Below are 20,254 nucleotides of genomic sequence, written 5' to 3'. Positions count from 1 at the left end.
GCGGGGCAGGGCGGTGCCAGCCGCTGGCCGCTAGGCGGGATGCCGAACTGTGGTGCTGCGCCTGAGCCCTCCCATATGCCAGTGGGGGAATATGAGGGCCGGCAGACTCTTAATCGGTATTTTTCAAACATGCCCGCCCAAGTTTGTACATTGTTCGCCCAATGTCTGGTTGGATAGTCCTTACTGAGAGGGACACTGGAGGCACCGCTTCCACCCAACCAAGAAGGTAGCAATGGAGCTCATCGAGGCCGAGCACCCCCGGCCACGTCATTTCCTACTTCACCTGAGCGATCCCCACCTGCTGGGCGGTCCGCAACCCCTTCACGGCGTAGTAGACAGCGGTGCCCGGCTTAAACAACTCTTCGACGAAGTCCATGCTTCGGGCGCGCGCCCCGAAGCGGTGATCTTCACAGGGGACCTGGCCGACCTGGGCGAAGCCGAGGCCTACGCCAAGCTCCGCGCCATCGTCGAACCCGCCTGCAAAGCCATGGGCGCCAAAGTTATTTGGGCGATGGGAAACCACGATGACCGGGCCAATTTCCGGGCCGGGCTTCTGGATCAGCCGGGCAATGACTCCCCGGTGGACCACAGCTACTTCATCAACGGGCTGCGGGTCATCACCTTGGACACTTCCGTGCCCGGGTTCCACCATGGTGAGCTGAGCCCCGCCCAGCTGGACTGGTTGGCCTCGGAACTGGCCACCCCGGCCCCCGACGGGACCATCCTGGCCCTGCACCATCCCCCGGTTCCCTCCGTGCTGGATCTCGCGGTCCTCGTTGAACTGCGCGGCCAGGCTGCGCTGGCCGGTGTGCTGCGGAATTCCGACGTGCGCACGATCCTCGGTGGCCATCTGCACTACTCGACGACCGCGACGTTCGCAGGCATTCCGGTCTCAGTGGCGTCAGCCACCTGCTACACCCAGGACCTGAACGTTTCTGTGGGCGGCACGCGCGGACGCGACGGCGGTCAGGCCTTCAACCTCGTGCACGTCTACGAACACACGATCGTGCATTCGGTAGTCCTGCTGGGGGACACCCCTGCGGTGGGAGAGCTCGTCTCTGCCGAGGAAGCACAGCGGCGGATTGGGGCCGCTGGAATCCGGATCCCGCGAAAAGCGCGGCTGGAGGACCCGGCCAAGACGCCGGGCCACCGCCGCGTGACGACCCGCAACTAGGACCCCCGCAGACCGGCGGACCCGCGGCACTGGCAGCAGTGCTTGTCCGGACCTACTTCTCCCAGGGTGCCTTGATCGGGTAGTACTTTTCCAGGAAGTCCGTCACAAGCTCTGCCCGCTCCTGCGCCGGGACCTCAGGGAAGCTGCCGTCGTTCAGGCAGAAGAAATCCATGTTCCGCTTGGCGAGCAGCTTGGGCAGGTAGTTGAGGCCAGCCCGCGCCGTAGTGTCGACGTACTTCACGCGCGCCGCCGTCTGGGTGACGGCGCGTCCGGTGAGCAGTGCGTAGTAGTGGTAGAACGAGTTGGTTACGGAGATGTTGTCTGCGGCACGGAAGGTGCTCGCGGCGGTCTTGGCGAATTCGGTCGGAAACTCCTGCTCCATCCGGGCCACGACGGAGCGCCGCAACGGCGCCGCGGTGTGTTCGAGATGGCGGGTGGTGATCCGGCCAAAGCGGTTCCAGAGCAGTTTGCGGTTCACCCGTGCAGCGTTCTCGAAACCGCTGCGCTCGGCGTCGTTGTCGCCGAGCCCGATCCTCGTCTCCGCCTCGATGAACTTGGTGATTCCGCCCGGCGTGAAGAACATGTCCGGTCCCACGGCCCGGCCGAAGAACATGTCGTCATTGGAGTACAGGAAGTGCTCGGAGAGTCCCTCGATGTGGTGGAGCTGGCACTCCACCGCCTGCGAATTATGGGTCGGCAGTACCGACGGGTCCGCGAAGAACTCCTCGCTGCGCACGATCGTCACACTCGGATGTTCCGCCAGCCATGACGGCGTGGGGGAGTCCGTGGCAATGAAGATCCGGCGGATCCACGGCGCAAACATGTAGACCGAACGCAGCGCGTACTTCAGCTCGTCAATCTGGCGGAAGCGGGCCTCGTGGTCATCGCCTTCGCCCACCACGACGCCGGCCATGCGGGCTCGGCGCGCTGCGATGTATTCGGGGGAGGAGCCGTCCACCCAGGAAAACACGAGATCAATGTCAAAGCTGATGTCGCTGGCGTGGTCCGCGAACATGTTCTCGATGGTGGGCCAGGTGTGGCCGTAGCGCTCCACGGTGCCGCGGACCGCGTCCTGCCTGAGCATGGTGCGCCGGGTCAGGGAGTTCTCGATCGGGAGTATCAATTGATCCCCTTCGAAGCTCCAAAGTTCAAGCTGGACGCCGGCCGAGGCGCCGAATTCGAAGCCGCCCTCCGGCTCGACCCGGGGCCGGTACAGCCGGAATATCCGCGACTGACGGTTGGGGGAGAGCTCCCCGTCGGCCACCAGCACCGATGACTTCTTCTTCGCATCGACGCTCATGGAGTAGAAAGGCTCGTCGCGGCAGGCCTCCACGAGCGCATCCCGGAGCTCCTTGCGGTTCTTCCAGTCCACGGCGATGACCGGCCGGTGGTTGTTGCCGCGGACCAGGAGGTAATCCAGGCCGGCAGCGGCGAGCACGGACCGGATGAACATCAGATCTTCGACCATGGCCTGGTACGGCGTACGGTTCTCATTGATCAGGGCATACCGTCCGCGCCGGCGCACCACATCAGTGCGGGCCCTGAACCTGGCACCGGCGGCCGCCGAGGTGACCTCGTCGTGGGCGTCCTCGGACGCCTGGCCGCCATAGTAGATCTCGTCCTGGATCAATGCGTCTGTGATGTCGTCGCTCCGGCTTCTCTGAGTGTTTTGCTGCTTACTTGCATGATAACGCGCGGCGAAAAATCGCGGCGGAAGCTGGCCTGGGCCGCTGCGGGAACACCGCGCCCGGGCCGGTCGTCAGCCCGTGATGAGGCCCAGCCAGTGGCGGAGGAAGGCCGCGCCCGCGTCGTCGTGAATCACGTCCGCGGCGAGGCCCAGATCGGCCGCCGTGAGGATCCCGTACGGTTTCGCGGGGACGCCGTCGGCGGGCCGGACGTCGACGTGCTTGACCGCGTGGTCGTTGTGGTGCAGCCAGTCCGCCATGGCGTAGTCCGTCCGGGAATCGCCGACGGTGCGCCATGCCTGCGGCGTGATGCCTTGGGCGGCCAGGAGCTCCACGGCCCGGCTCGCTCCCAGATCCTTGCCAAGCCGGACCGATTCGATGTCCGTGGAGATGATGGTGGGGTCCACACGGAAGTTGATCTGGTCGTCCGAATCGGGGGCGTGGTGGTCCAGCCGCACGACGCCGAGACCGTGCCGCACCATCAGTTCCATGGCATCGGCGTCGAAGAGTTCCTGCTCGGCGCGGTAGTCGGCGTTGGCGACGCTGATGTGCTGTTCGACGGAGACCATGGCACGTTTGGTTTCGTCGAAAAACATGTGGGCGGAGTAGTCCTCGGCGACGAGACGGCGGACGTCGTCGCCGAACGTGCGCGGGATGGCGAGTTCGTTGTCCACATGGACGGGCCCGGGGCCGGCAGCCGTGTAGCTGAACCAGACGGCGCCCTTTTCGCAGACGGCGTGGATGATGATGCCGGCCGGCATCCCCGCCGCGATCATTGGTTCCATGACCTGCTCCCGGATGAAGGCATCCGAGCGGCCGGTGTTGAAGACGATGGGAACCCCCGCGGCGGCCAAGGCCAGCAGGTCCGCGATGATGCCAGGCTGGACGTCGCGGGTGACCGGGCTCGCCACCGGACCGTCGACGTCGAGCAGCAGGGCCAGCGGGGGGGCCGACGGCGACGGGACGGCTGGAGTCTCGGGTGAAGTCATGTACCCATTCTGTCAGCCGCCCGTTCGGGTGTGAGAAGTGTGTAGCCGGGCGACGGCCCCGCGTCGACGGTGACGGGCACACGTCAGGTGTGACAAATGGTTACCATTTGGCTACAACCTCCCGCCGGACGGGGACTTTGATTCCTTTGGTCCGCCAAGTTCCCTAGGCTGGCATGGTGATATTCAAAGCTGTGGGCGAGGGACGCCCGTACCCCGACCATGGTTACAACACGCCCAAGGATTGGGCGGCCCTGCCGCCGCGCCCGGTCCGGCTGGATGAATTGGTGACCACCAAGCGCACCCTGGACCTGGAAGCCTTGCTGGCGGAGGATTCGACGTTCTTCGGTGACCTGTTCCCGCATGTCGTGGAATTCCGCGGCGTGCTGTACCTGGAGGACGGGTTGCACCGTGCTGTCCGGACCGCGCTGCACCAGCGCACGGCCATCCACGCACGGGTTTTGGTGATAAATGGCTAGGAAGCCTACGGACGTCACCGTCCTGCACGGTCACCGGGTTGTCACCGGCTCTGAATTGCGGGCCACATTCGTGGAGCAGGACGACACGCTGGACAATCCGGTCCGGTTGCGACGACGGATCCTCCATGGCGTCGTGCTGGTCCTGCTCGTCGGCTTGCTTGTCTCGGCGATCGTGGTGGCCATGGAGATCATGAACGGCCAGATCAAGCTTCCGACGACGGAGCGAAGCCATGCGGCAGCATCCGTGTGTCCAGCCGCCACATATGACTACACGCCGCCGGACAAGATCAACCTCAACATCTACAACTCCACCAGCCGGCCGGGCCTGGCGCGGAGCGTGGCCGACGAGTTCGCCGTCCGCAAGTTCATTGTGGGCGCCGTGGCCAACACGACGTCCAGCTACCACGGTGTCGCGATGGTCGTCTCAGGGGCCGCGGGCCAGTCGGCGGCGTTCAGCGTCCAGCGCAACGTGCCCGGCTCGGACTACTTCCAGGACGGCCGCACCGACCCCAGCGTCGACGTTATCCTCACAGCCGATTACAAGGAGCTGGCCAAACCGGAGCTGGTGGACCAGACGCCGGGCAAGCTTAGCTGCCCCCGGGAGGACCGGCGCGTTGTCGAGGATCCCACCTTGCCCGTGGTCCCGACGCCGCTGCCGTCCACCGGCTAGGCGTACTCGGCCAGCGGGTGGTTAGGCGCCCGCGCGAAGGGGACGGCCGCCGCCGTCGAACCTGGCGCCGGCACCGAGCTGGATGAACCGCACGGTCCGCGCAATCCGCGCCTCGGCCTCGGAATCCCGGCCCGCGCCGTCGCCCCGGGCGGCACTCGAGGACAGTGTGCCGTGGATGAGCTGCGCGAGGTGTGCGATGTCCGCCGGGGGCAGGTAGCCCTGGGCCATGCCGTCCCGGAGGATGCCCTGCAGGAGCACGCTCAGTTCGCCGACGTGGTCTGCGAGTTTCGCGAAGGATGCCGGCGAGAGGACAGCGCCCATGGCCGGTCCCGGAGGCAGGTGCCGGCGGCTCAGGTCCTCCACCTGGGCACGAACATAGACGGCCAGCCGCTCCACCGGATTCTCCAGCGAGTCCAGTGATTCCCGCAGGTCCAGGAGGAATCGCTCCGTCTCGTCCAGGGCGTAGGCGATAAGGAGCTCTTCGATGTCCGCATAGTAGTTGTAGACGGCGGTGCGGCCGATCCTGGCATGGCGGGCCACGTCGGTCATGGTCAGGCCCGGCAGTCCGTGGGTGAACAGGAGCTCGCCGAAGGCGGTCAGGATGCGGCGCTGGGTCTCGGCACGTTGGGCGGCGTTGCTCGCGGCCGAAATCCTGGGCATACAGACACTTTAGCGTGATCTGTCACTAAATTGGGCGGCCGAAAGACTGTGACACGGCCGGCGCGGCGTCCGGCAGGGCGGCCGCCGGGCGCTACCAGCAACACACCACGAAGCGCCTCGCCGTGACACGTCACTCATAGATGGTCGGGATGGCGGGCTCGCCGGGTTGCAGCCGGTCGACCACCCGGGGCAGCTCCGCCATGGAAAGCCTGTGCCGCTCCCGCGCCCGCCCCACCGCTTCCGGGCCGGTCCAGCCGGGCAGAATTTCGCCGTCCTCCATGAACTGCTGCAGAAGGGGACGACCGATCCTGCCGCCCGTTGGCGGGTGGCCCACGCCGAGGACCTCGTGGGTGGCGGTCCCGCGCTCATCCAGTCGGCGCACGGCGAACTTGCGGCCGCCCACATTGATCTTGTCCTTCGAGGTCTTCGCCACGGCAACCAGCTCACCGGAGTCATCGGCCCGGCTCACCAGCTTGTAGACCATGCCGGCCGTGGGCGCCCCCGAACCGGTCACCAGCGATGTGCCGATGCCGTAGGAATCGGCAGGAGCGGACCGGAGCGCGGCAACGGAGAACTCATCCAGGTCCGAGGTCACCACGATCCTGGTATGCACGTTGCCGAGGCTGTCCAGGAGTCCGCGGACCCACCGCGCCTGGGCCACGAGGTCTCCTGAGTCCAGCCGGACAGCCCCGAGCCTATCTCCCGCGAGGTCGACAGCGGTACGGACGGCCGCTTCGACGTCGTACGTGTCCACGAGCAGCGTGGTGCCGGGCCCCAACGAGGCCAGTTGCGCCGCGAAGGCGTCGCGCTCGGAGTCATGGACCAGCGTGAAGGAATGGGCCGCGGTGCCGACGGTCCGTAGCCCGTACCGCCGCCCGGCGGCCAGGTTGGACGTGCCGGCGAAACCGGCGATCACGGCCGCGCGGGCCGCCGCGGCGGCCGCTTCCTCGTGCGTGCGGCGGGATCCCATCTCAATGCAGGGCCTGCCGTCGGCGGCACTGATCATCCGGGACGCAGCCGACGCGATAGCGCTGTCATGATTTAGTACCGACAGGACATAGGTCTCCAAAACGCAGGCCTCCGCGAACGTCGATTCGACGATCAGGACGGGGGAGTGCGGGAAGTATGCCTCGCCCTCCGGATAGCCCCAGATGTCGCCGGAGAACCGGAAAGCGGCCAGGTGCTCCAGCGTGTCCTCATGCACCACTCCGGTCCCGGCCAGAAAGTCGAGGTCGTCCTGGTTGAAACGGAAACCCGCTATGCCCTCAAGGAGCCGGCCGGTGCCGGCCACGATCCCGTACCGGCGGCCATCCGGCAGACCCCGGACGAAGGCCTGGAACACGGACCGGCGGTGTGCCGCCCCGGAGTGCAGGGCCGCCTGGAACATCGTCAGCTCATAGTGGTCCGTAAACAGGGAGGTCCGGGGTCCGTTCGGTCCCGCCGAAGTATCCATGACTCACTCTAGGCCGGGGATCGCCGTGAGGGCCGTGAGTTCGCCGGAATCCTTCGGGGTCGCCGGAAACTTCCCGCGAACTCGGACGCTTCCGGCGACTTCGACGGGATCGGGGCCCAGACGGCGGGGCTCAGACGGCGCAGCCGTCGGGGCCGCAGGCGGCGGCATCCGCAGCGGATCCCGCGCCTGCGCTCACGATGACCAGCGGGTGGCTGTCCTGCCACGCCTGCTCGAGGGCCGCCGTGAACGTCTCAGCCGGCTGGGCGCCGGAGAGGCCGAACTTCCGGTCGATCACGAAAAACGGGACCCCGCTGATGCCCAGGGCCCGGCCCTCTGCGAAATCGTGCCGGACGGCATCGGCGTACTTGTCGGTGCTGAAGAGCTCGGCCAGTTCGCCGGCGCCTATTCCGAGATCCCGCCCCAGCGCCGTCAAGTAGTCCCGGCTGCCGATGTCCAAGCCGTGCTCGAAGTGGTCGCTGAGCAGGCGTTCCTTTGCGGCGTCCTGCTTACCGTGGGCGGCGGCGAGGTGGATCAGGCGGTGGGCGGTGAAGCTGTTGGCCACCACGACGTCGTCGAAGCGGTAGTTAAGCCCCTCGGCGGCGGCCTGGGCCGCCACGTGCTCGAACATCTGCGACACCTGGGCCGGAGCCATGCCCTTGCGGGTGCTCAGGTATTCCAGTTCGGTGCCGTCGTAGTGCTCCGGAAGGGCAGGGTCCAGCTGGTAGCTGCGCCACTGCACCTCGACGGATTCACGGTGCGGGAAGTCTGCAAGGGCGGTTTCAAAGCGGCGTTTGCCGATGTAGCACCAGGGGCAGGCCACGTCGGACCAGATCTCAATCTTCATGCTGGCGACAACCCGCGCCCTTGCCGTGGCATTCCCCGGCCGGCTGACGGGTTCATCACTCCCGCGGAGCGGGGAGGGTGAGCTCCATGACGAAGTCGTGTTCCACCGTGTGGCCCAGCCGGAAAGACCTCGTGCCGACCCGGCGGAAGCCAGATTTCTCGTAGAACCGGATGGCCCGGGCGTTCTGGCTGTTCACACCCAGCCAGAGTCCTTGGGCGCCGGTGGCCGACCCAGCGCGGACGCTGGCGTGCATGAGCCCGGCTGCGGCGCCGAGACCGTGGTGGTCCGGGTGGACGTAGCATTTGCTGAGTTCGACCGAGGGCAGCAGGGTCAGCGCCCCGGCAACGTCCGGGTCCTGGGCGGCCCGGTCCACCAACAGGCTGTAGCCGCAGAGCTCGCCGTCGGCGTCGATCACGAGCACCGTGACATCCGGATCTGCCAGGTAGGCGCGGAAGTTGTCCGCGCTGAGCGTGTTCGCGACGTGCGCCGCGATGTCCTCCGGGGGTGAACCGGGCGGGCAGGCCAGCGGAAAGGTGGCGGCCGCCAGCGCTGCCAGCTTGCCGGCGTCGTCCGAGGTTGCTGTCCTGATCACGTGGGTCATGCAGAGAACCCTAGTCCGCTGCAGGGCCGCGTTCGATCCGTGAAGCCTTGTCGCGGCAGGCGTCCTTTCGACGGCGGACGCCTGCTTGCGCCGGATTCCGCTGCGCAAAGGGGAGTCCCCCGTGGACCGCAGCGTCAGCCGACGGGGTAGGCAACGTACGCGAACCGGGTCGAGTCGGGGGACCAGCTGTTGACATTGAGAGTTCCCTGCCCGCCAAACAGGGTCCAGGAGTGGAGCGGCATGGTCCAGTCCGTCATTGAGACCGCGACGGTGTCAACCGGCAGGTCGGCTGGGTGACCAATGGTCCCTGGCGGGAACCGCAGGTAGCACGCGAAACGCCCGTCGGGTGAGATATGCGGGAACCAGTCCACCCTTTCGCTCTCGATCAGGCGCTCAAGGCCGCTTCCGTCCGGGCGCACGCGTCCGATCTGGGCGTGCCCGGGCTGGCTGGTGAAGGCTTCCGTGTTGAGGTAAAGCCACTCACCGTCCGGTGAATACTCCGGGCCGTCGCAGTGCCCGGGCCCGACGTCGATGTGTGCGGAGGCGCCCCCGCTGGCCGGCATGGTCATGATCCGGCCCGGGTGTCCGGAATTGCCCGTCTCGATGCCCACGTAGGCCAGCTCCTGTCCGTCGGGGCTCACGCCGTGAAGAAAATGGAGCATGCCGTCCTCTGCTGTGATCCGCGTTGCCTGACCGCCCTGGAGCATCGACCGGTAGATGTGGCCGTCGTTGGCCGAGAGGTAGATCAGGCCGTCGGGCGCGAGCACGTGATCATTGTTCAGGGCGGGGATGCCGGCGAGGGGCACCCGGCCGAGCAAGCACGTGCCAAGGTCCAGCCGCCACAAGGCGCCCGCGCCATTGAGAACGAGCGAGCCGCCGTCATGGGTCCAGTTCGGTGCCTCCAGGAGCAGACCGTCTGTAGCGAAGATCAGCTCCCGCGAACCAGTCGTGACGGACGCGACCCAGACCTCGCAGCGCTGGCCGGGCATGAGAATCCGCCCCGCGGCCGCGTTTGGTGCCAATGCTGGTTCCGCAGCAGGTCCTGTTGAGGAAGTGCTCTCCGGGTCATTCGACATGGCGACTCCTGACGGCGGCGTGCGCGGGACCCGAATTGGGACCGAACCCCGCGGTTTCCGCTACGCAAACGGACCGGGGCGGCGGAAACGGAGCGGCGCTGCTTGGATCTGCGGCGTGCCGGACCGTTTCCGCCGCCCATGTCCGGATCCGTAGCGGAGATGGGCGCATGCTTCGTGAAGCTACTGCTTGAACGCGGCGTCGAAGGAGGTGTTCGACGCCGGGAAATCGAACCTCTTGAGCGCGGCCAGGGCTTCAGGGGCGCCGTGGAGCCGGTCCATGCCGGCGTCCTCCCATTCGATGCTGATGGGGCCGTCGTAGCCGATCGCGGTGAGGGCGCGGAACGACGATTCCCAGGGGACGTCGCCGCGGCCTGCCGAGACGAAGTCCCAGCCGCGGCGCGGGTCGCCCCAGGGCAGGTGCGAGCCCATGACCGTGTTCCGGCCGGTGGGCCGGAGCTTCGTGTCCTTGCAGTCCACGTGGTAGATCCGGTCCTTGAAGTCCCAGATGAAGGAGACCGGGTCGATGCCCTGCCACATGAAGTGGGAGGGATCCCAGTTCAGCCCGAACGCCGCGCGGTGGCCGATGGCCTCGAGGGTGCGGACGGTGGTCCAGTAGTCGTAGGCGATTTCGGAGGGGTGGACTTCGTGGGCGAAGCGGACGCCGCATTCGTCAAAGACGTCCAGGATGGGGTTCCACCGGTTGGCGAAGTCCTGGTAGCCGGCCTCGATCACCTTCTCCGGGACGGGCGGGAACATCGCGACGTACTGCCAGATCGAGGAACCCGTGAAGCCGACCACGGTGTCCACGCCAAGGGCCTTGGCGAGCCGTGCGGTGTGTTTCATTTCCTCGGCGGCCCGGGTGCGGACGCCTTCGGGGTCGCCGTCGCCCCAGACCCTGGTCCCGACGATCGCCTCGTGCCGGAAATCGATCGGGTCATCGCAGACGGCCTGGCCCTTGAGGTGGTTGGAGATGGCCCAGACCTTGAGGTCGTACTTCTCGAGCACGGCGAGTTTGGACTCGACGTAGCCGGGCTCGTCCCAGCGCCACGCGTCCAGGTGGTCGCCGGAGACGGCGATTTCCAGGCCGTCGTAGCCCCAGCCGGACGCCAGGCGCGCGACTTCCTCGAAGGGGAGGTCGGCCCACTGGCCGGTGAACAGGGTGTACGGGCGGGGCATGTCAGGTTCCTTCGGTCATGGGGGCGGGCGCGGGGGGCGCTGCCAGCTGGATGGTGGAGCTCTTCGCTGCCGCGCTCTCCTGAACCGCGGCCAGAATACGCTGGACAGCCAGCCCTTCCTCGAACGACGGCGAGGGCTGGGTTCCGCTGCCGATCGCCACGAGAAAGTCCCGAGCCTGGTGGGTGAAGGCGTGTTCCCAGCCGAGAACGTGTCCCTGCGGCCACCATGCGCTGACGTAAGGGTGCTCGGGCTCGGTCACGAGAATGCGGCGGAATCCCTGTTCACGGACGGGCGCCGTGCCGTCAAGGAACTGGAGCTCATTGATGGTCTCCAGATCGAAGTGGAGCGCGCCGCGGCTGCCATAAATCTCAATCGACAGGGAATTCTTCTTTCCGAGCGCGACACGGGAGACCTCGACGCTGGCCACGGCGCCCCCGGCCAGGGACAGGGTGGCCCAGGCGGCGTCGTCGACCGTCACGGGCTCCGGGCCGGCGGGCCCGGGGCGTTCCGTGGTGAACGTGTGCAGCCGGCCGGAGACGTCTGTAACCGTGTCGCCCAGGAGGAACTGGATCTGGTCCACGGCGTGCGAGGCGATGTCCCCCAGCGCCCCGGACCCGGCTGACTCCTTGCGCAGCCGCCATGTCATCGGCGCCTGCCCGTCGGCCAGCCAGTCCTGGAGATAGCTGGCGCGCACCTGCCGGATGGTGCCCAAACGGCCCTCGCTGATCAGTTCCCTGGCCAGTGCCAGCGCAGGGACGCGCCGGTAGGTGTAACCCACCATGGACTGCACGCCGCGGTCGCGGGCAGCCTGTGCGGCCTCGACCATGGCTTCGGCTTCGGCCAGGGTATTGGCTAAGGGCTTTTCGACCAGGACATGTTTGCCCGCGGCCAGGGCTGCGGTGGCGATCTCGGCGTGCAACCAGCCAGGGGCGCAGATGTCGACAATGTCGATGTCGTCCCGGGCGATCACGTCCCGCCAGTCCGTGGCCGCCTCTGCCCAGCCGTACTCTGCGGCGGCGGCCGCGACCCCGGCGGGGTCGCGGCCGACGAGGACCTTCTGTTCGAAGGCCGGCACCTCGAAGTAGCTGGCCACGTTCCGCCACGCGTTTGAGTGGGCCTTGCCCATGAAGGCGTAGCCGATCATGGCCACCCCCAGGGGGGAAGGGCCAGGGGCGGCCGTGTGATCCAGCATCGGGGGCATCCTAGAGGGTAGCGGCGGTAGGGTCCCAGTCAGCGGGCAGCGGGGGAGCCGCCGACGCAGTACTGGCCAGGTCAATGAACGTCCCGGTTTCGATGGATTCGGCGATCGACACCATGGCGTCGAGCACGTGGTAGGCCATCTGCCCCTGGGCGCGGTGCGGAACGCCGGCCCGGATGGCACGGGCCATTTCCAGCACACCGGTGCCGCGGGAGGACTTCGAACCGACGGCTGCTATGACCTCCGGCGCCTCCGCGCCGCGGCGCGTCAGCAGAATATCGCCGTCGAACATATTCGGATCGGGGAAGGCAATGGTCGCCTCGGTCCCGTTGACCTCGACAAAACCGGCCCGCTGCAGGTTGGAGTCAAAGCTGAAGATGCTCTGGGATGACTCGCCTCCTGCGAACTGGGCGATCGCGCTGACGTGGCTCGGCACGGTGACGTCGAATTCCTCGCCGGCCTTGGGGCCGGAACCAATGATGCGCTTCTGCCGGGAGGTGGATCCGAAGGCCGCCACCTTGGCGATCGGGCCAAAGGTCTGGACGAGCGTTGTCAGATAGTAGGGCCCGATATCGAAGAGCGGTCCCGCACCCTCCTGGAACAGGAAGGCAGGATTCGGGTGCCAGGATTCCGGGCCCGGGGACTGCATCAGCGTCAACGCGGTCAGCGGAACGCCGATGCCGCCTTCGGCGATTATCCGCAGGGCTGTCTGCAGGCCGGCACCCAAAAACGTGTCCGGTGCGCAGCCCAGGCGGACACCTGCGGCGTCAGCGTCTTTAAGCAGTGCGAGGCCACTGTCCCGGTCAAGCGAGAAGGGCTTCTCGCTCCAGACGTGCTTCCCGGCGTTGACGGCAGCGGTGGCAACTTCCACGTGGGCTGCCGGCGTGGTCAGGTTGACGACGATTTCGACGTCGGGGTGGGTCAGGGCAGCTTGGACGCCGCCGGAGGCGGGAATGCCGAATTCTGCGGCGCGCGATGCGGCGGCCTCTTCGAACATGTCGGCCACGACGTGGACCGTCACGTCCGGGAAGCTCGTGAGGTTGCTTAGGTATTCCTTGCTGATGACTCCGGCGCCAATGATGGCGACGCCGACGGGACCGGTCCGCGGAGAGCTTGCCGTTGCCATTACTTCCCTGCCTTCAGGTACGTCAATGAGTCGCCGACGGCGTCGAAGACGTCTCCGGTGAAATCGTCCAGTTCCACGACCCCGGCTTCGAGGTTCTTGGCGGCAGCGATGATCTCCCGGATCGGCATCCGGCCGGCGCCTACAGCGACCTGGTCTTTGTCCACCTTGGTCAACGGGCCGTCCTTGATGTGGATGAACTTCACCCGGTCACCGAGCCGTTCGAGCAATGCGACCGGCTCTTCTCCGCCGACGGCGGCCCAGTAGGTGTCCACCTCGAGCACCACCTGGGGATCCAAATTCTCTGCCAGCACTTCCAGCGCAGATCGGCCGTTGATCCGGTTTTCAAGCTCGAACTCGTGGTTGTGGTAGCCGACGGCGATGCCGTATTCAGCGCCCTTGGCGGCTGCCGCGTTGAGCGCCTTAGCCGTCTCCTTGATGTCGGCCTCTGTGGTCCACCGGGCGCTGTCGACGTGCGGGTCGATGACCGTTCCGATACCAAGCTTCTGCGCTGCCTGGAAGATTTCGTCCTGGTCGGCGCGGAGCAGGGGGGCATGGCCAGAGGGGGCCGTGAGCCCGTTCGCGCTCAGGGCGGCCGCCAGGGCGTCGGCCGTGGCCACGAAGTTGTACGGCTCCACCGCGGTGAAGCCCAGTTCGGCCACGCGTTTGACCGTGCCTTCCAGATCTTCTTCCAAGGGGCCGCGAACGGTGTAAAGCTGAAGGGAGTAAGTCACAGATTCTCCTGGCGTAGATGCTTTCGGCCTAAGGCCGATCCCGGCAGTTGCTGGCTCGTGCGCAGCGAATGATTGTTGCGGACCGCCGCACCAGTAAAGCTAGAACAGCTTTTGTCGACAGTCAAGCAAAAGTTGCGCGTGGTCAGCCGCCAATAGAGATTGTGACAGGAATAAGCCCGTCATGCTTACATTGATCCATGTCAACTCCGCCCGTCTCCGAGCTGCAGTCCTCCCGCATTCCCGCGTCTGCCGCGCCGGCGGGCGGCCAGTCGCGAACGGGGGAGCTTTTCCAGCTCCTGCGCGACGGCCGGGCACGCACGCGCGCTGAACTCGCCGACATGACCGGCCTGGCAAGGTCAACCATCGCTGCCCGTGTTGACGCGCTCATGTCATTGGGCCTCATTGGTCCGGCCGGTGAGGCGTTTTCCTCCGGCGGGCGTCCGCCGTCGCGCTTCGCCTTCCAGCCCTCCGCGCGCATAGTCATGGCCGTAGACGTCGGCGCCACGCACATCCTTGTCGCGGCCACCGACCTGAGCGGCCGGGTCCTCGCCGAGTCCAGGGTGGACATCGAGATCTCCGCCGGGCCGCAGGCAGTCCTTGACCTTGTCGTGAAACTCTGCCGCACGCTGCTGGCCCGGACCGGCCGGGATGCACGCGAGCTTGCCGGCATCGGGATCGGACTGCCGGGACCCGTGGAACACTCCAGCGGGAAACCGGCCAATCCCCCCATCATGCCGGGCTGGGACGGCTTCGACGTCCCGCACTATATCCAGCGCAGTTTTGATACCCACGTCGCCGTCGACAATGACGTGAACATCATGGCGCTGGGGGAGCGGGCCTTCTATTGGCCCGACGTCGACAGCCTGCTCTTCATCAAAGTCGCCACCGGAATCGGGGCCGGTATCATCAGTGGCGGCCTGCTGCAGCGGGGTGCTGACGGCACCGCCGGCGACATCGGACACGTCCGGGTGCCGCGCGGGGAGGGCCTTCTTTGCCGGTGCGGCAACTACGGATGCCTGGAGGCGCTGGCCTCTGGACCAGCAGTGGCCGCCGCCCTGACCGCCGAGGGAGTGCACGCCGAAACCGGCGAGGATGTACTCGAGCTTGCCCGCCGCGGCAATGTCAAGGCCGTCCAGGCCATGCGCCAGGCCGGCCGCGACGTGGGGGACGTGCTGGCAACGTGCGTAAACCTGCTCAACCCCTCCGTGATCGTTATTGGCGGAGGGTTGGCTGCAGGCGGGGAATACCTCCTGGCGGGCGTCCGCGAGGTGGTCTACCAGCGTTCCCTGCCGCTGGCCACTGCCCGCCTGCGCATCGTCCAGTCGATGGCAGCCGACCAGGCCGGCGTGCTTGGTGCGAGCCGCATGGTCGTTGATGACATTCTCTCCCCTGCAAGTATCGAAGCCCTCCTCGAAAAGGCTTAACCAACCCTGGGCCGGGCCCGGGCAATCCGGGGGCCGTGCCCGGCCCGGGATCCGCGCCCGCGTCGGCCCTGAGGGCCCCATACTGTCGAACCGTCGCGCCCGGCGATCCGGGCTGCCGGGAAGCCCGAAAAAATTCCACCAGCTGAGATTGAACTTTTGATTGACCATCGATATAAGTTCCACTAGTTTTGTGGAAAGTCCGGAGGCCGGACTCTCGATGTGCATTGCGAATCTCAGACAAGGAAGTCATGAAGTGAAAATTCGTACCCTTGCTGCTACTGCTGCTATCGCGGCCCTAGCGCTGACGACAACCGCCTGCGGCGGCAACAGCAACTCTTCTTCCTCCTCTTCCTCCGGTTCGGACGCTTCCGGATCGGGCGGAACCATTACGTACTGGGCCAGCAACCAGGGCACCAGCCTGGACAATGACAAGCAGGTCCTGACACCGCAACTGGAGAACTTCACCAAGCAGACCGGGATCAAGGTCAACCTGGAGGTCATCGGCTGGAACGATCTGCAGACGCGCATCCAGACGGCCGTCACTTCAGGCCAGGCGCCCGACGTCGTCAACATCGGCAACACGTGGGCGGCTTCCCTGCAGTCCACCGGGGCCTTCATGCCCTTCGACGACGCGGCGTTCAAGGCCATCGGCGGCAAGGACAAGTTCGTCAAGACCGCCATGGACACCGGCGGGGTAGCCGGCCAGGATCCGACGTCGGTTCCCGTCTATGGGTTGGCCTACGGGCTGTACTACAACAAGGCCATGTTCACCGCTGCCGGTCTGACGCCCCCCAACAACTGGGAGGACCTGGTCGCCGACGCCAAGAAGCTCACCAGCGGCGATAAGTACGGTTTTGCGCTGGCCGCCGGCAGCTACACCGAAAATGCCCACTTCGCCTTCATTAACGCAGCCCAGAACGGCGCGGATCTCTTCGACAAGGACGGCAAACCGACGTTCTCCTCCGACGGCGTGGTCAGCGGGATCGAGCGGTACCTCGACCTGATGCAGAAGGACAAGGTTGTCAACATCGGCAACGCCCAGTACGACAACGGGACCAAGGCAGTCAACGACTTTGCCACCGGCAAGGTAGCCATGATCCTGAACCAGAACAATGCCGACAACTCCATCGTCGCCAACGGCATGACGAGCGACAAGTACGGGGTTGTTCCGTTCCCGGCGCCCTCGGACGCCAAGGCCCAGACGGCCAGCCACGTTGCCGGCATCAACCTGTCCATCTTCAAGAATACGAAGAACCAGGACGCCGCCCTCAAGTTCGTGAACTTCATGACCAGCGCGGAGACGCAGACGGCCCTCGACAAGCCGTTCTCGGCGCTGCCCGTGCTCAACGCGGCCACGCCAAACTTCACCGACAACGCGGATGAAGCGAAAACCTTTGCGGATATCTACGCCAGCAAGGCCAAGCCGCTTCCCCTGGTACCCGCCGAGGACCAGTTCGAAAGCACCGTCGGCAAGGCAATGAACCAGATGTTCGCCAAGATTGCCTCCGGCGGAACCGTCAGCACTGATGACATCCGCACCGCGATGAAGACGGCGGAGCAGCAGGTCGCAGCCGCCGGCTAACGCCACCGGGTGGTGCCGGCAACCCCCGGCACCATCCGTCCGGTCGCCCGCACCTACAGAAAGGTCAGTTCCCGTGGCTGCTGCAACGGCACCCCCTGTCACTACCGAGGCCCCTCCCAAGTCCGAGCCCACGCAACGCCGGCCGCGCCCGTCCGGCTGGTGGCTGCCCTACGCCCTGCTGGCACCGGCCATCGTCTTCGAACTGGTCATCCACGTCATCCCGATGGTGACCGGTATTTGGATGAGCTTCCTCAAATTGACCAAGGCATTTATCTCCAATTGGGGCAATGCGCCCGTCACCGGCCTGAAGAATTACCAGGTTGCCCTGGACTTCAATGGCGCCGTCGGGTCGGCCTTGCTGCAGTCCTTCCTGGTCACGTGTGCCTTCACTGTCCTGGTGGTCGGCATCTCCTGGACCCTTGGCATGGCGGCGGCCGTGGCCCTCCAGGGCAAATTCCGCGGCCAGGGCTTCTTCCGCACGCTCTTCCTGGTGCCTTATGCCCTGCCCATGTACGCCGGCATCATCGCCTGGAAGTTCATGCTGCAAAAGGACACCGGCGCGGTGAATCACTTCATCTATGACAACCTCCATCTGGGCGGGGACAAGCCGTTCTGGCTGATCGGCGACAACTCTTTCGTCGCCGTCGTCGTGGTCGCCATCTGGCGGCTCTGGCCCTTCGCGTTCCTGATGCTGATGGCCGGGCTCCAGTCCATTCCCACCGATGTCTACGAAGCGTCCGCCGTGGACGGGGCCAAGCCCTTCCGGCAGTGGCGCTCCATTACGCTGCCGATGGTACGGCCGGTGAACATGGTGCTGCTCCTGGTCATGTTCCTGTGGACGTTCAACGACTTCAACACACCCTTCGTGCTGTTCGGCAATGCCCAGCCGCCTGCGGGGGACCTGATCTCCTTCCACATCTACAACGCCTCGTTCCTTACCTGGAACTTCGGCTCGGGCGCGGCCATGTCCGTGATGCTGCTGCTGTTTCTGCTGCTGGTCAGCGGAATCTACCTGCTTGTTTTGAACCGGAGGTCCAAGCGTGCGTGAAACCAGCGGATCCAAGGTGTTCCGGATCATCGTCGTTGCACTACTGACCGTCTTCACGGTGGTGCCCGTTTATGTCATGGTCACCTCAGCCATGAAGCCCCTGTCCGACGTTCAGGGCGCCTTCACCTGGTGGCCGACCTCGGTGACCTTCGCCCCGTTCATTGACATGTGGAAGACGGTGCCGCTGGCATCGTATTTCGTCAACAGTGTCATCGTGGCCGGAGCCGCGACCATCCTGAGCCTGATTATCGCGGTCTTTGCCGCCTATGCGATCTCCCGTTACCGCTTCCTGGGGCGGACTGTCTTTTCCACCACGGTACTGTCGACGCAGATGTTCCCGGGTGTGCTCTTCCTGCTGCCGTTGTTCCTGATTTTCGTGAACATCAACTCGGCCGTGGGAATCCAGCTGGTCGGCACCCGTGCTGGCCTGGTGATCACGTACCTGACGTTCTCCCTGCCGTTCTCCATCTGGATGCTGGCGGGCTACCTTGACGGAATTCCACGGGATCTGGACGAAGCCGCCAAGGTGGACGGGTGCGGCCCGATGGGCGCCCTGTGGCGCGTAGTGCTTCCGGCCGCGCGGCCAGGACTGGTGGCCGTCGCCATCTACAGCTTCATGACCTCGTGGGGTGAAGTGCTCTTCGCCTCCGTCATGACCACAGACGCCAACCGGACCTTGGCCGTCGGCCTGCAGCTGTATTCCACACAGACCAACGTCTACTGGAACCAAATCATGGCCGCATCGCTGGTGGTCAGTGTCCCGGTCGTGGTCGGCTTCCTGCTGCTGCAGCGCAATTTCGTCGCCGGGCTCACCGCCGGTGCCGTCAAGTAGCGGCCCCGGCTGGAGAGCACGGCACGGGCCCCGTCGCCAGGGAAGCTTCCCGGCTCGGGTGTGGGGGTCCGTGCCGGCAGCGCCCTCGCCAGCGTGGACCCTGGGTGACCAAACGTAGGGAGTCGCATTTCGGTCACCGTCCGGCAGCGGTGACGGGCCCGTGATAGCAATGGGACTGATGAAACCGTATTTTTGCCCGCCGGCCGAGCCGCGGCACACATGAGCGCCAACATTCTCGCGAAAGCGCCGCGCGGCTGGATCCTGCTGGTTTCTATCGCGCTCATCGCCCTGAACATGAGGGGCCCCTTTGTCGCCGTGGCGCCGGTGGTCGGCCAGATGCAGCACGATCTCGGATTCTCGCCGGTGGAGCTGGGCTTCCTGACCGGCATCCCGGTGCTCTGCTTCGCTTTGGCCGCGCCGCTGGCCTCCCTTGCCGGGCGAAAGCTCGGCCCGGAGTTCGCGGTCACGCTGACCCTGCTCGGCGTGCTTCTGGGCGTGGTGGTCCGATCGGCGGGCGGGGGCGCCCTCGTCATGCTTGGGACAGTGATTCTCGGCGTCGCCATCACCATCGGCAACATTGTTGTCCCGCTGATCATCCGCAGGGACTTCGCGCCCGCCCGCCAGGGGACGGCCATGGGAATCTACACCGCGGCGCTGAACGTCGGATCCTTCGTGACCTCCATGGTCTCCGCACCGCTGGCAGAGCTCCTGGGCTGGCGCCCTGCCATCGCGGCGTGCGGTATTTTCGCGCTCGCGGCTGCCGCAGTCTGGGGCCTCGCCGTCCGCCGCCGCGCCTTCGTACCCGAGGCCGTGCCCGGGACGGATCCGGCGCGCGCCGCCGGCAAGCCCGCGTCGCGATGGATAACGGCGGGCCTCACGGCCGGGTTCGCGGGCCAGGCGTTTTCCTACTATGGCGTGACCGCCTGGCTGCCCAGCCTCCTGTCCGACGAGCTCGGCATGGCGCCTTCGGCCGCCGGAGCAGGGTCCTCGCTCTTCCAGATTTTTGCCATTGCCGGCGGCCTGGGGGTCCCGTTCGCGGCCCGTTTCGCCAACACGACGACGGCGGGCCTCACCCTCGGGCTCTTGTGGCTCACCGTGCCCGTGGGCCTGCTGCTGGCCCCGGAGCTGTGGTGGCTGTGGTCCTCGTTCGGCGGAATCGCCCAGGGCGGCGGCATCACCCTCATCTTCATCGCCATCATCCGGCTGGCCCGGGACCAGGCCTCGGCAAGCCGGATGTCCGCCGTCGTCCAGGGGGCCGGGTACTGCTTCGGGGCCGCAGCGCCGACCCTGCTGGGCTACGTGCACGGGGTTTCCGGCTCCTGGACCGGAGCGCTGCTGCTGATCCTGGGCTCTGTGGCCGCGTTTATCCTCGGCACCTCGCTGTCCCTGCGCCACGTGCCGAAGGCCCACTGACGAGGGCCCACAGTCGCCAACATGACAGCCCAGGCCCAGGTTTCGGAGGAAACCTGGGCCTGGGCTGTTTTCTCGATTCCGTTGTCGATGGTGGTG

At 66.2% G+C, this 20,254-nt stretch carries 19 protein-coding genes; 8 read left to right on the top strand and 11 right to left on the bottom strand.

Translation table 11 applies throughout. The features are described 5' to 3' along the window. The first annotated feature begins 232 nt into the window (after nt 1–232). Nucleotides 233–1,174, top strand: coding sequence for a phosphodiesterase (locus tag AC1DES_RS03955; protein ID WP_476894371.1), 942 nt, complete (start codon nt 233–235; stop codon nt 1,172–1,174). Between the two features lie 52 nt (nt 1,175–1,226). Here AC1DES_RS03955 and AC1DES_RS03950 read toward each other — a convergent pair whose 3' ends face one another. Both AC1DES_RS03950 and AC1DES_RS03945 read right to left on the bottom strand, forming a co-directional pair. Beyond that, on the bottom strand, nt 1,227–2,804 hold the full coding sequence (locus AC1DES_RS03950; RefSeq protein WP_476894370.1) for a stealth family protein: 1,578 nt from the start codon (nt 2,802–2,804) through the stop codon (nt 1,227–1,229). Between the two features lie 129 nt (nt 2,805–2,933). Further along, on the bottom strand, nt 2,934–3,848 hold the full coding sequence (locus tag AC1DES_RS03945; protein WP_476894369.1) for a hypothetical protein: 915 nt from the start codon (nt 3,846–3,848) through the stop codon (nt 2,934–2,936). A gap of 176 nt (nt 3,849–4,024) precedes the next feature. Between AC1DES_RS03945 and AC1DES_RS03940 the strand changes: the two genes are divergently transcribed. Beyond that, on the top strand, nt 4,025–4,324 hold the full coding sequence (locus tag AC1DES_RS03940) for a type II toxin-antitoxin system VapB family antitoxin (RefSeq protein WP_476894503.1): 300 nt from the start codon (nt 4,025–4,027) through the stop codon (nt 4,322–4,324). Next, nucleotides 4,317–4,994, top strand: coding sequence for a LytR C-terminal domain-containing protein (locus AC1DES_RS03935; protein ID WP_476894368.1), 678 nt, complete (start codon nt 4,317–4,319; stop codon nt 4,992–4,994). The genes AC1DES_RS03940 and AC1DES_RS03935 overlap by 8 nt, the downstream gene beginning before the upstream one ends. A gap of 21 nt (nt 4,995–5,015) precedes the next feature. Here the strand turns inward: AC1DES_RS03935 and AC1DES_RS03930 are convergent, their stop codons facing one another. From AC1DES_RS03930 to AC1DES_RS03890, 9 genes are all read right to left on the bottom strand, one after another. After that, nucleotides 5,016–5,654, bottom strand: a complete 639-nt coding sequence (locus tag AC1DES_RS03930; RefSeq protein ID WP_476894367.1) for a TetR/AcrR family transcriptional regulator — start codon at nt 5,652–5,654, stop codon at nt 5,016–5,018. Between the two features lie 130 nt (nt 5,655–5,784). Next, on the bottom strand, nt 5,785–7,107 hold the full coding sequence (locus AC1DES_RS03925; RefSeq protein WP_476894366.1) for a nicotinate phosphoribosyltransferase: 1,323 nt from the start codon (nt 7,105–7,107) through the stop codon (nt 5,785–5,787). Between the two features lie 130 nt (nt 7,108–7,237). Further along, on the bottom strand, nt 7,238–7,951 hold the full coding sequence (locus AC1DES_RS03920) for a DsbA family oxidoreductase (RefSeq protein WP_476894365.1): 714 nt from the start codon (nt 7,949–7,951) through the stop codon (nt 7,238–7,240). A 55-nt stretch (nt 7,952–8,006) separates the two neighbouring features. Next, the gene (locus AC1DES_RS03915) at nt 8,007–8,552 is read right to left on the bottom strand and encodes a GNAT family N-acetyltransferase (RefSeq protein ID WP_476894364.1); all 546 of its coding nucleotides are present in this window, start codon (nt 8,550–8,552) and stop codon (nt 8,007–8,009) included. 134 nt (nt 8,553–8,686) lie between these two features. Further along, the gene (locus AC1DES_RS03910; protein WP_476894502.1) at nt 8,687–9,541 is read right to left on the bottom strand and encodes a TolB family protein; all 855 of its coding nucleotides are present in this window, start codon (nt 9,539–9,541) and stop codon (nt 8,687–8,689) included. Nucleotides 9,542–9,808: 267 nt separating this feature from the next. After that, nucleotides 9,809–10,804 carry a sugar phosphate isomerase/epimerase family protein gene (locus AC1DES_RS03905; protein WP_476894363.1) on the bottom strand — a complete coding sequence of 332 codons (996 nt, stop codon included), beginning with the start codon at nt 10,802–10,804 and terminating at the stop codon, nt 9,809–9,811. 1 nt (nt 10,805) lies between these two features. Next, nucleotides 10,806–12,005 carry a Gfo/Idh/MocA family protein gene (locus tag AC1DES_RS03900; protein ID WP_476894362.1) on the bottom strand — a complete coding sequence of 400 codons (1,200 nt, stop codon included), beginning with the start codon at nt 12,003–12,005 and terminating at the stop codon, nt 10,806–10,808. Nucleotide 12,006: 1 nt separating this feature from the next. Continuing rightward, complete coding sequence (locus AC1DES_RS03895) at nt 12,007–13,128, bottom strand: Gfo/Idh/MocA family protein (protein ID WP_476894361.1); 1,122 nt, start codon at nt 13,126–13,128, stop codon at nt 12,007–12,009. Beyond that, nucleotides 13,128–13,859, bottom strand: a complete 732-nt coding sequence (locus tag AC1DES_RS03890) for a sugar phosphate isomerase/epimerase family protein (RefSeq protein ID WP_476894360.1) — start codon at nt 13,857–13,859, stop codon at nt 13,128–13,130. Before AC1DES_RS03890 ends, AC1DES_RS03895 begins: the two co-directional genes overlap by 1 nt. A 197-nt stretch (nt 13,860–14,056) precedes the next feature. Here AC1DES_RS03890 and AC1DES_RS03885 point away from each other — a divergent pair, with 197 nt between their 5' ends. From AC1DES_RS03885 to AC1DES_RS03865, 5 genes are all read left to right on the top strand, one after another. Continuing rightward, nucleotides 14,057–15,283 carry an ROK family transcriptional regulator gene (locus AC1DES_RS03885; RefSeq protein WP_476894359.1) on the top strand — a complete coding sequence of 409 codons (1,227 nt, stop codon included), beginning with the start codon at nt 14,057–14,059 and terminating at the stop codon, nt 15,281–15,283. Nucleotides 15,284–15,536: 253 nt separating this feature from the next. Beyond that, entirely contained in the window at nt 15,537–16,865 is a 1,329-nt protein-coding gene (locus AC1DES_RS03880; protein ID WP_476894358.1) for an ABC transporter substrate-binding protein, read from the top strand. A 73-nt stretch (nt 16,866–16,938) separates the two neighbouring features. After that, nucleotides 16,939–17,913 carry a carbohydrate ABC transporter permease gene (locus tag AC1DES_RS03875; protein WP_476894357.1) on the top strand — a complete coding sequence of 325 codons (975 nt, stop codon included), beginning with the start codon at nt 16,939–16,941 and terminating at the stop codon, nt 17,911–17,913. After that, nucleotides 17,906–18,745: a carbohydrate ABC transporter permease gene (locus AC1DES_RS03870; protein ID WP_476894356.1), complete on the top strand. Its 840-nt coding sequence runs from the start codon at nt 17,906–17,908 to the stop codon at nt 18,743–18,745. Before AC1DES_RS03875 ends, AC1DES_RS03870 begins: the two co-directional genes overlap by 8 nt. Before the next feature lie 219 nt (nt 18,746–18,964). Continuing rightward, the gene (locus tag AC1DES_RS03865) at nt 18,965–20,158 is read left to right on the top strand and encodes an MFS transporter (RefSeq protein WP_476894355.1); all 1,194 of its coding nucleotides are present in this window, start codon (nt 18,965–18,967) and stop codon (nt 20,156–20,158) included. The last annotated feature ends 96 nt before the right edge of the window (nt 20,159–20,254 follow it).

The organism is Arthrobacter sp. 05T442 (assembly GCF_056395945.1).
This window is presented reverse-complemented; position numbering and strand designations above follow the sequence as displayed.

Excerpts from the sequence above, each read along its gene's own strand:
- AC1DES_RS03920 (WP_476894365.1), bottom strand. The coding sequence starts at position 7,951 with ATGAAGATTGAGATCTGGTCCGACGTGGCCTGCCCCTGGTGCTACATC.
- AC1DES_RS03895 (WP_476894361.1), bottom strand. The coding sequence starts at position 13,128 with ATGGCAACGGCAAGCTCTCCGCGGACCGGTCCCGTCGGCGTCGCCATC.
- AC1DES_RS03885 (WP_476894359.1), top strand. The coding sequence starts at position 14,057 with ATGTCAACTCCGCCCGTCTCCGAGCTGCAGTCCTCCCGCATTCCCGCG.
- AC1DES_RS03925 (WP_476894366.1), bottom strand. The coding sequence starts at position 7,107 with ATGGATACTTCGGCGGGACCGAACGGACCCCGGACCTCCCTGTTTACG.
- AC1DES_RS03955 (WP_476894371.1), top strand. The coding sequence starts at position 233 with ATGGAGCTCATCGAGGCCGAGCACCCCCGGCCACGTCATTTCCTACTT.
- AC1DES_RS03935 (WP_476894368.1), top strand. The coding sequence starts at position 4,317 with ATGGCTAGGAAGCCTACGGACGTCACCGTCCTGCACGGTCACCGGGTT.
- AC1DES_RS03910 (WP_476894502.1), bottom strand. The coding sequence starts at position 9,541 with ATGCCCGGCCAGCGCTGCGAGGTCTGGGTCGCGTCCGTCACGACTGGT.
- AC1DES_RS03945 (WP_476894369.1), bottom strand. The coding sequence starts at position 3,848 with ATGACTTCACCCGAGACTCCAGCCGTCCCGTCGCCGTCGGCCCCCCCG.
- AC1DES_RS03905 (WP_476894363.1), bottom strand. The coding sequence starts at position 10,804 with ATGCCCCGCCCGTACACCCTGTTCACCGGCCAGTGGGCCGACCTCCCC.
- AC1DES_RS03915 (WP_476894364.1), bottom strand. The coding sequence starts at position 8,552 with ATGACCCACGTGATCAGGACAGCAACCTCGGACGACGCCGGCAAGCTG.
- AC1DES_RS03865 (WP_476894355.1), top strand. The coding sequence starts at position 18,965 with ATGAGCGCCAACATTCTCGCGAAAGCGCCGCGCGGCTGGATCCTGCTG.
- AC1DES_RS03930 (WP_476894367.1), bottom strand. The coding sequence starts at position 5,654 with ATGCCCAGGATTTCGGCCGCGAGCAACGCCGCCCAACGTGCCGAGACC.
- AC1DES_RS03900 (WP_476894362.1), bottom strand. The coding sequence starts at position 12,005 with ATGCCCCCGATGCTGGATCACACGGCCGCCCCTGGCCCTTCCCCCCTG.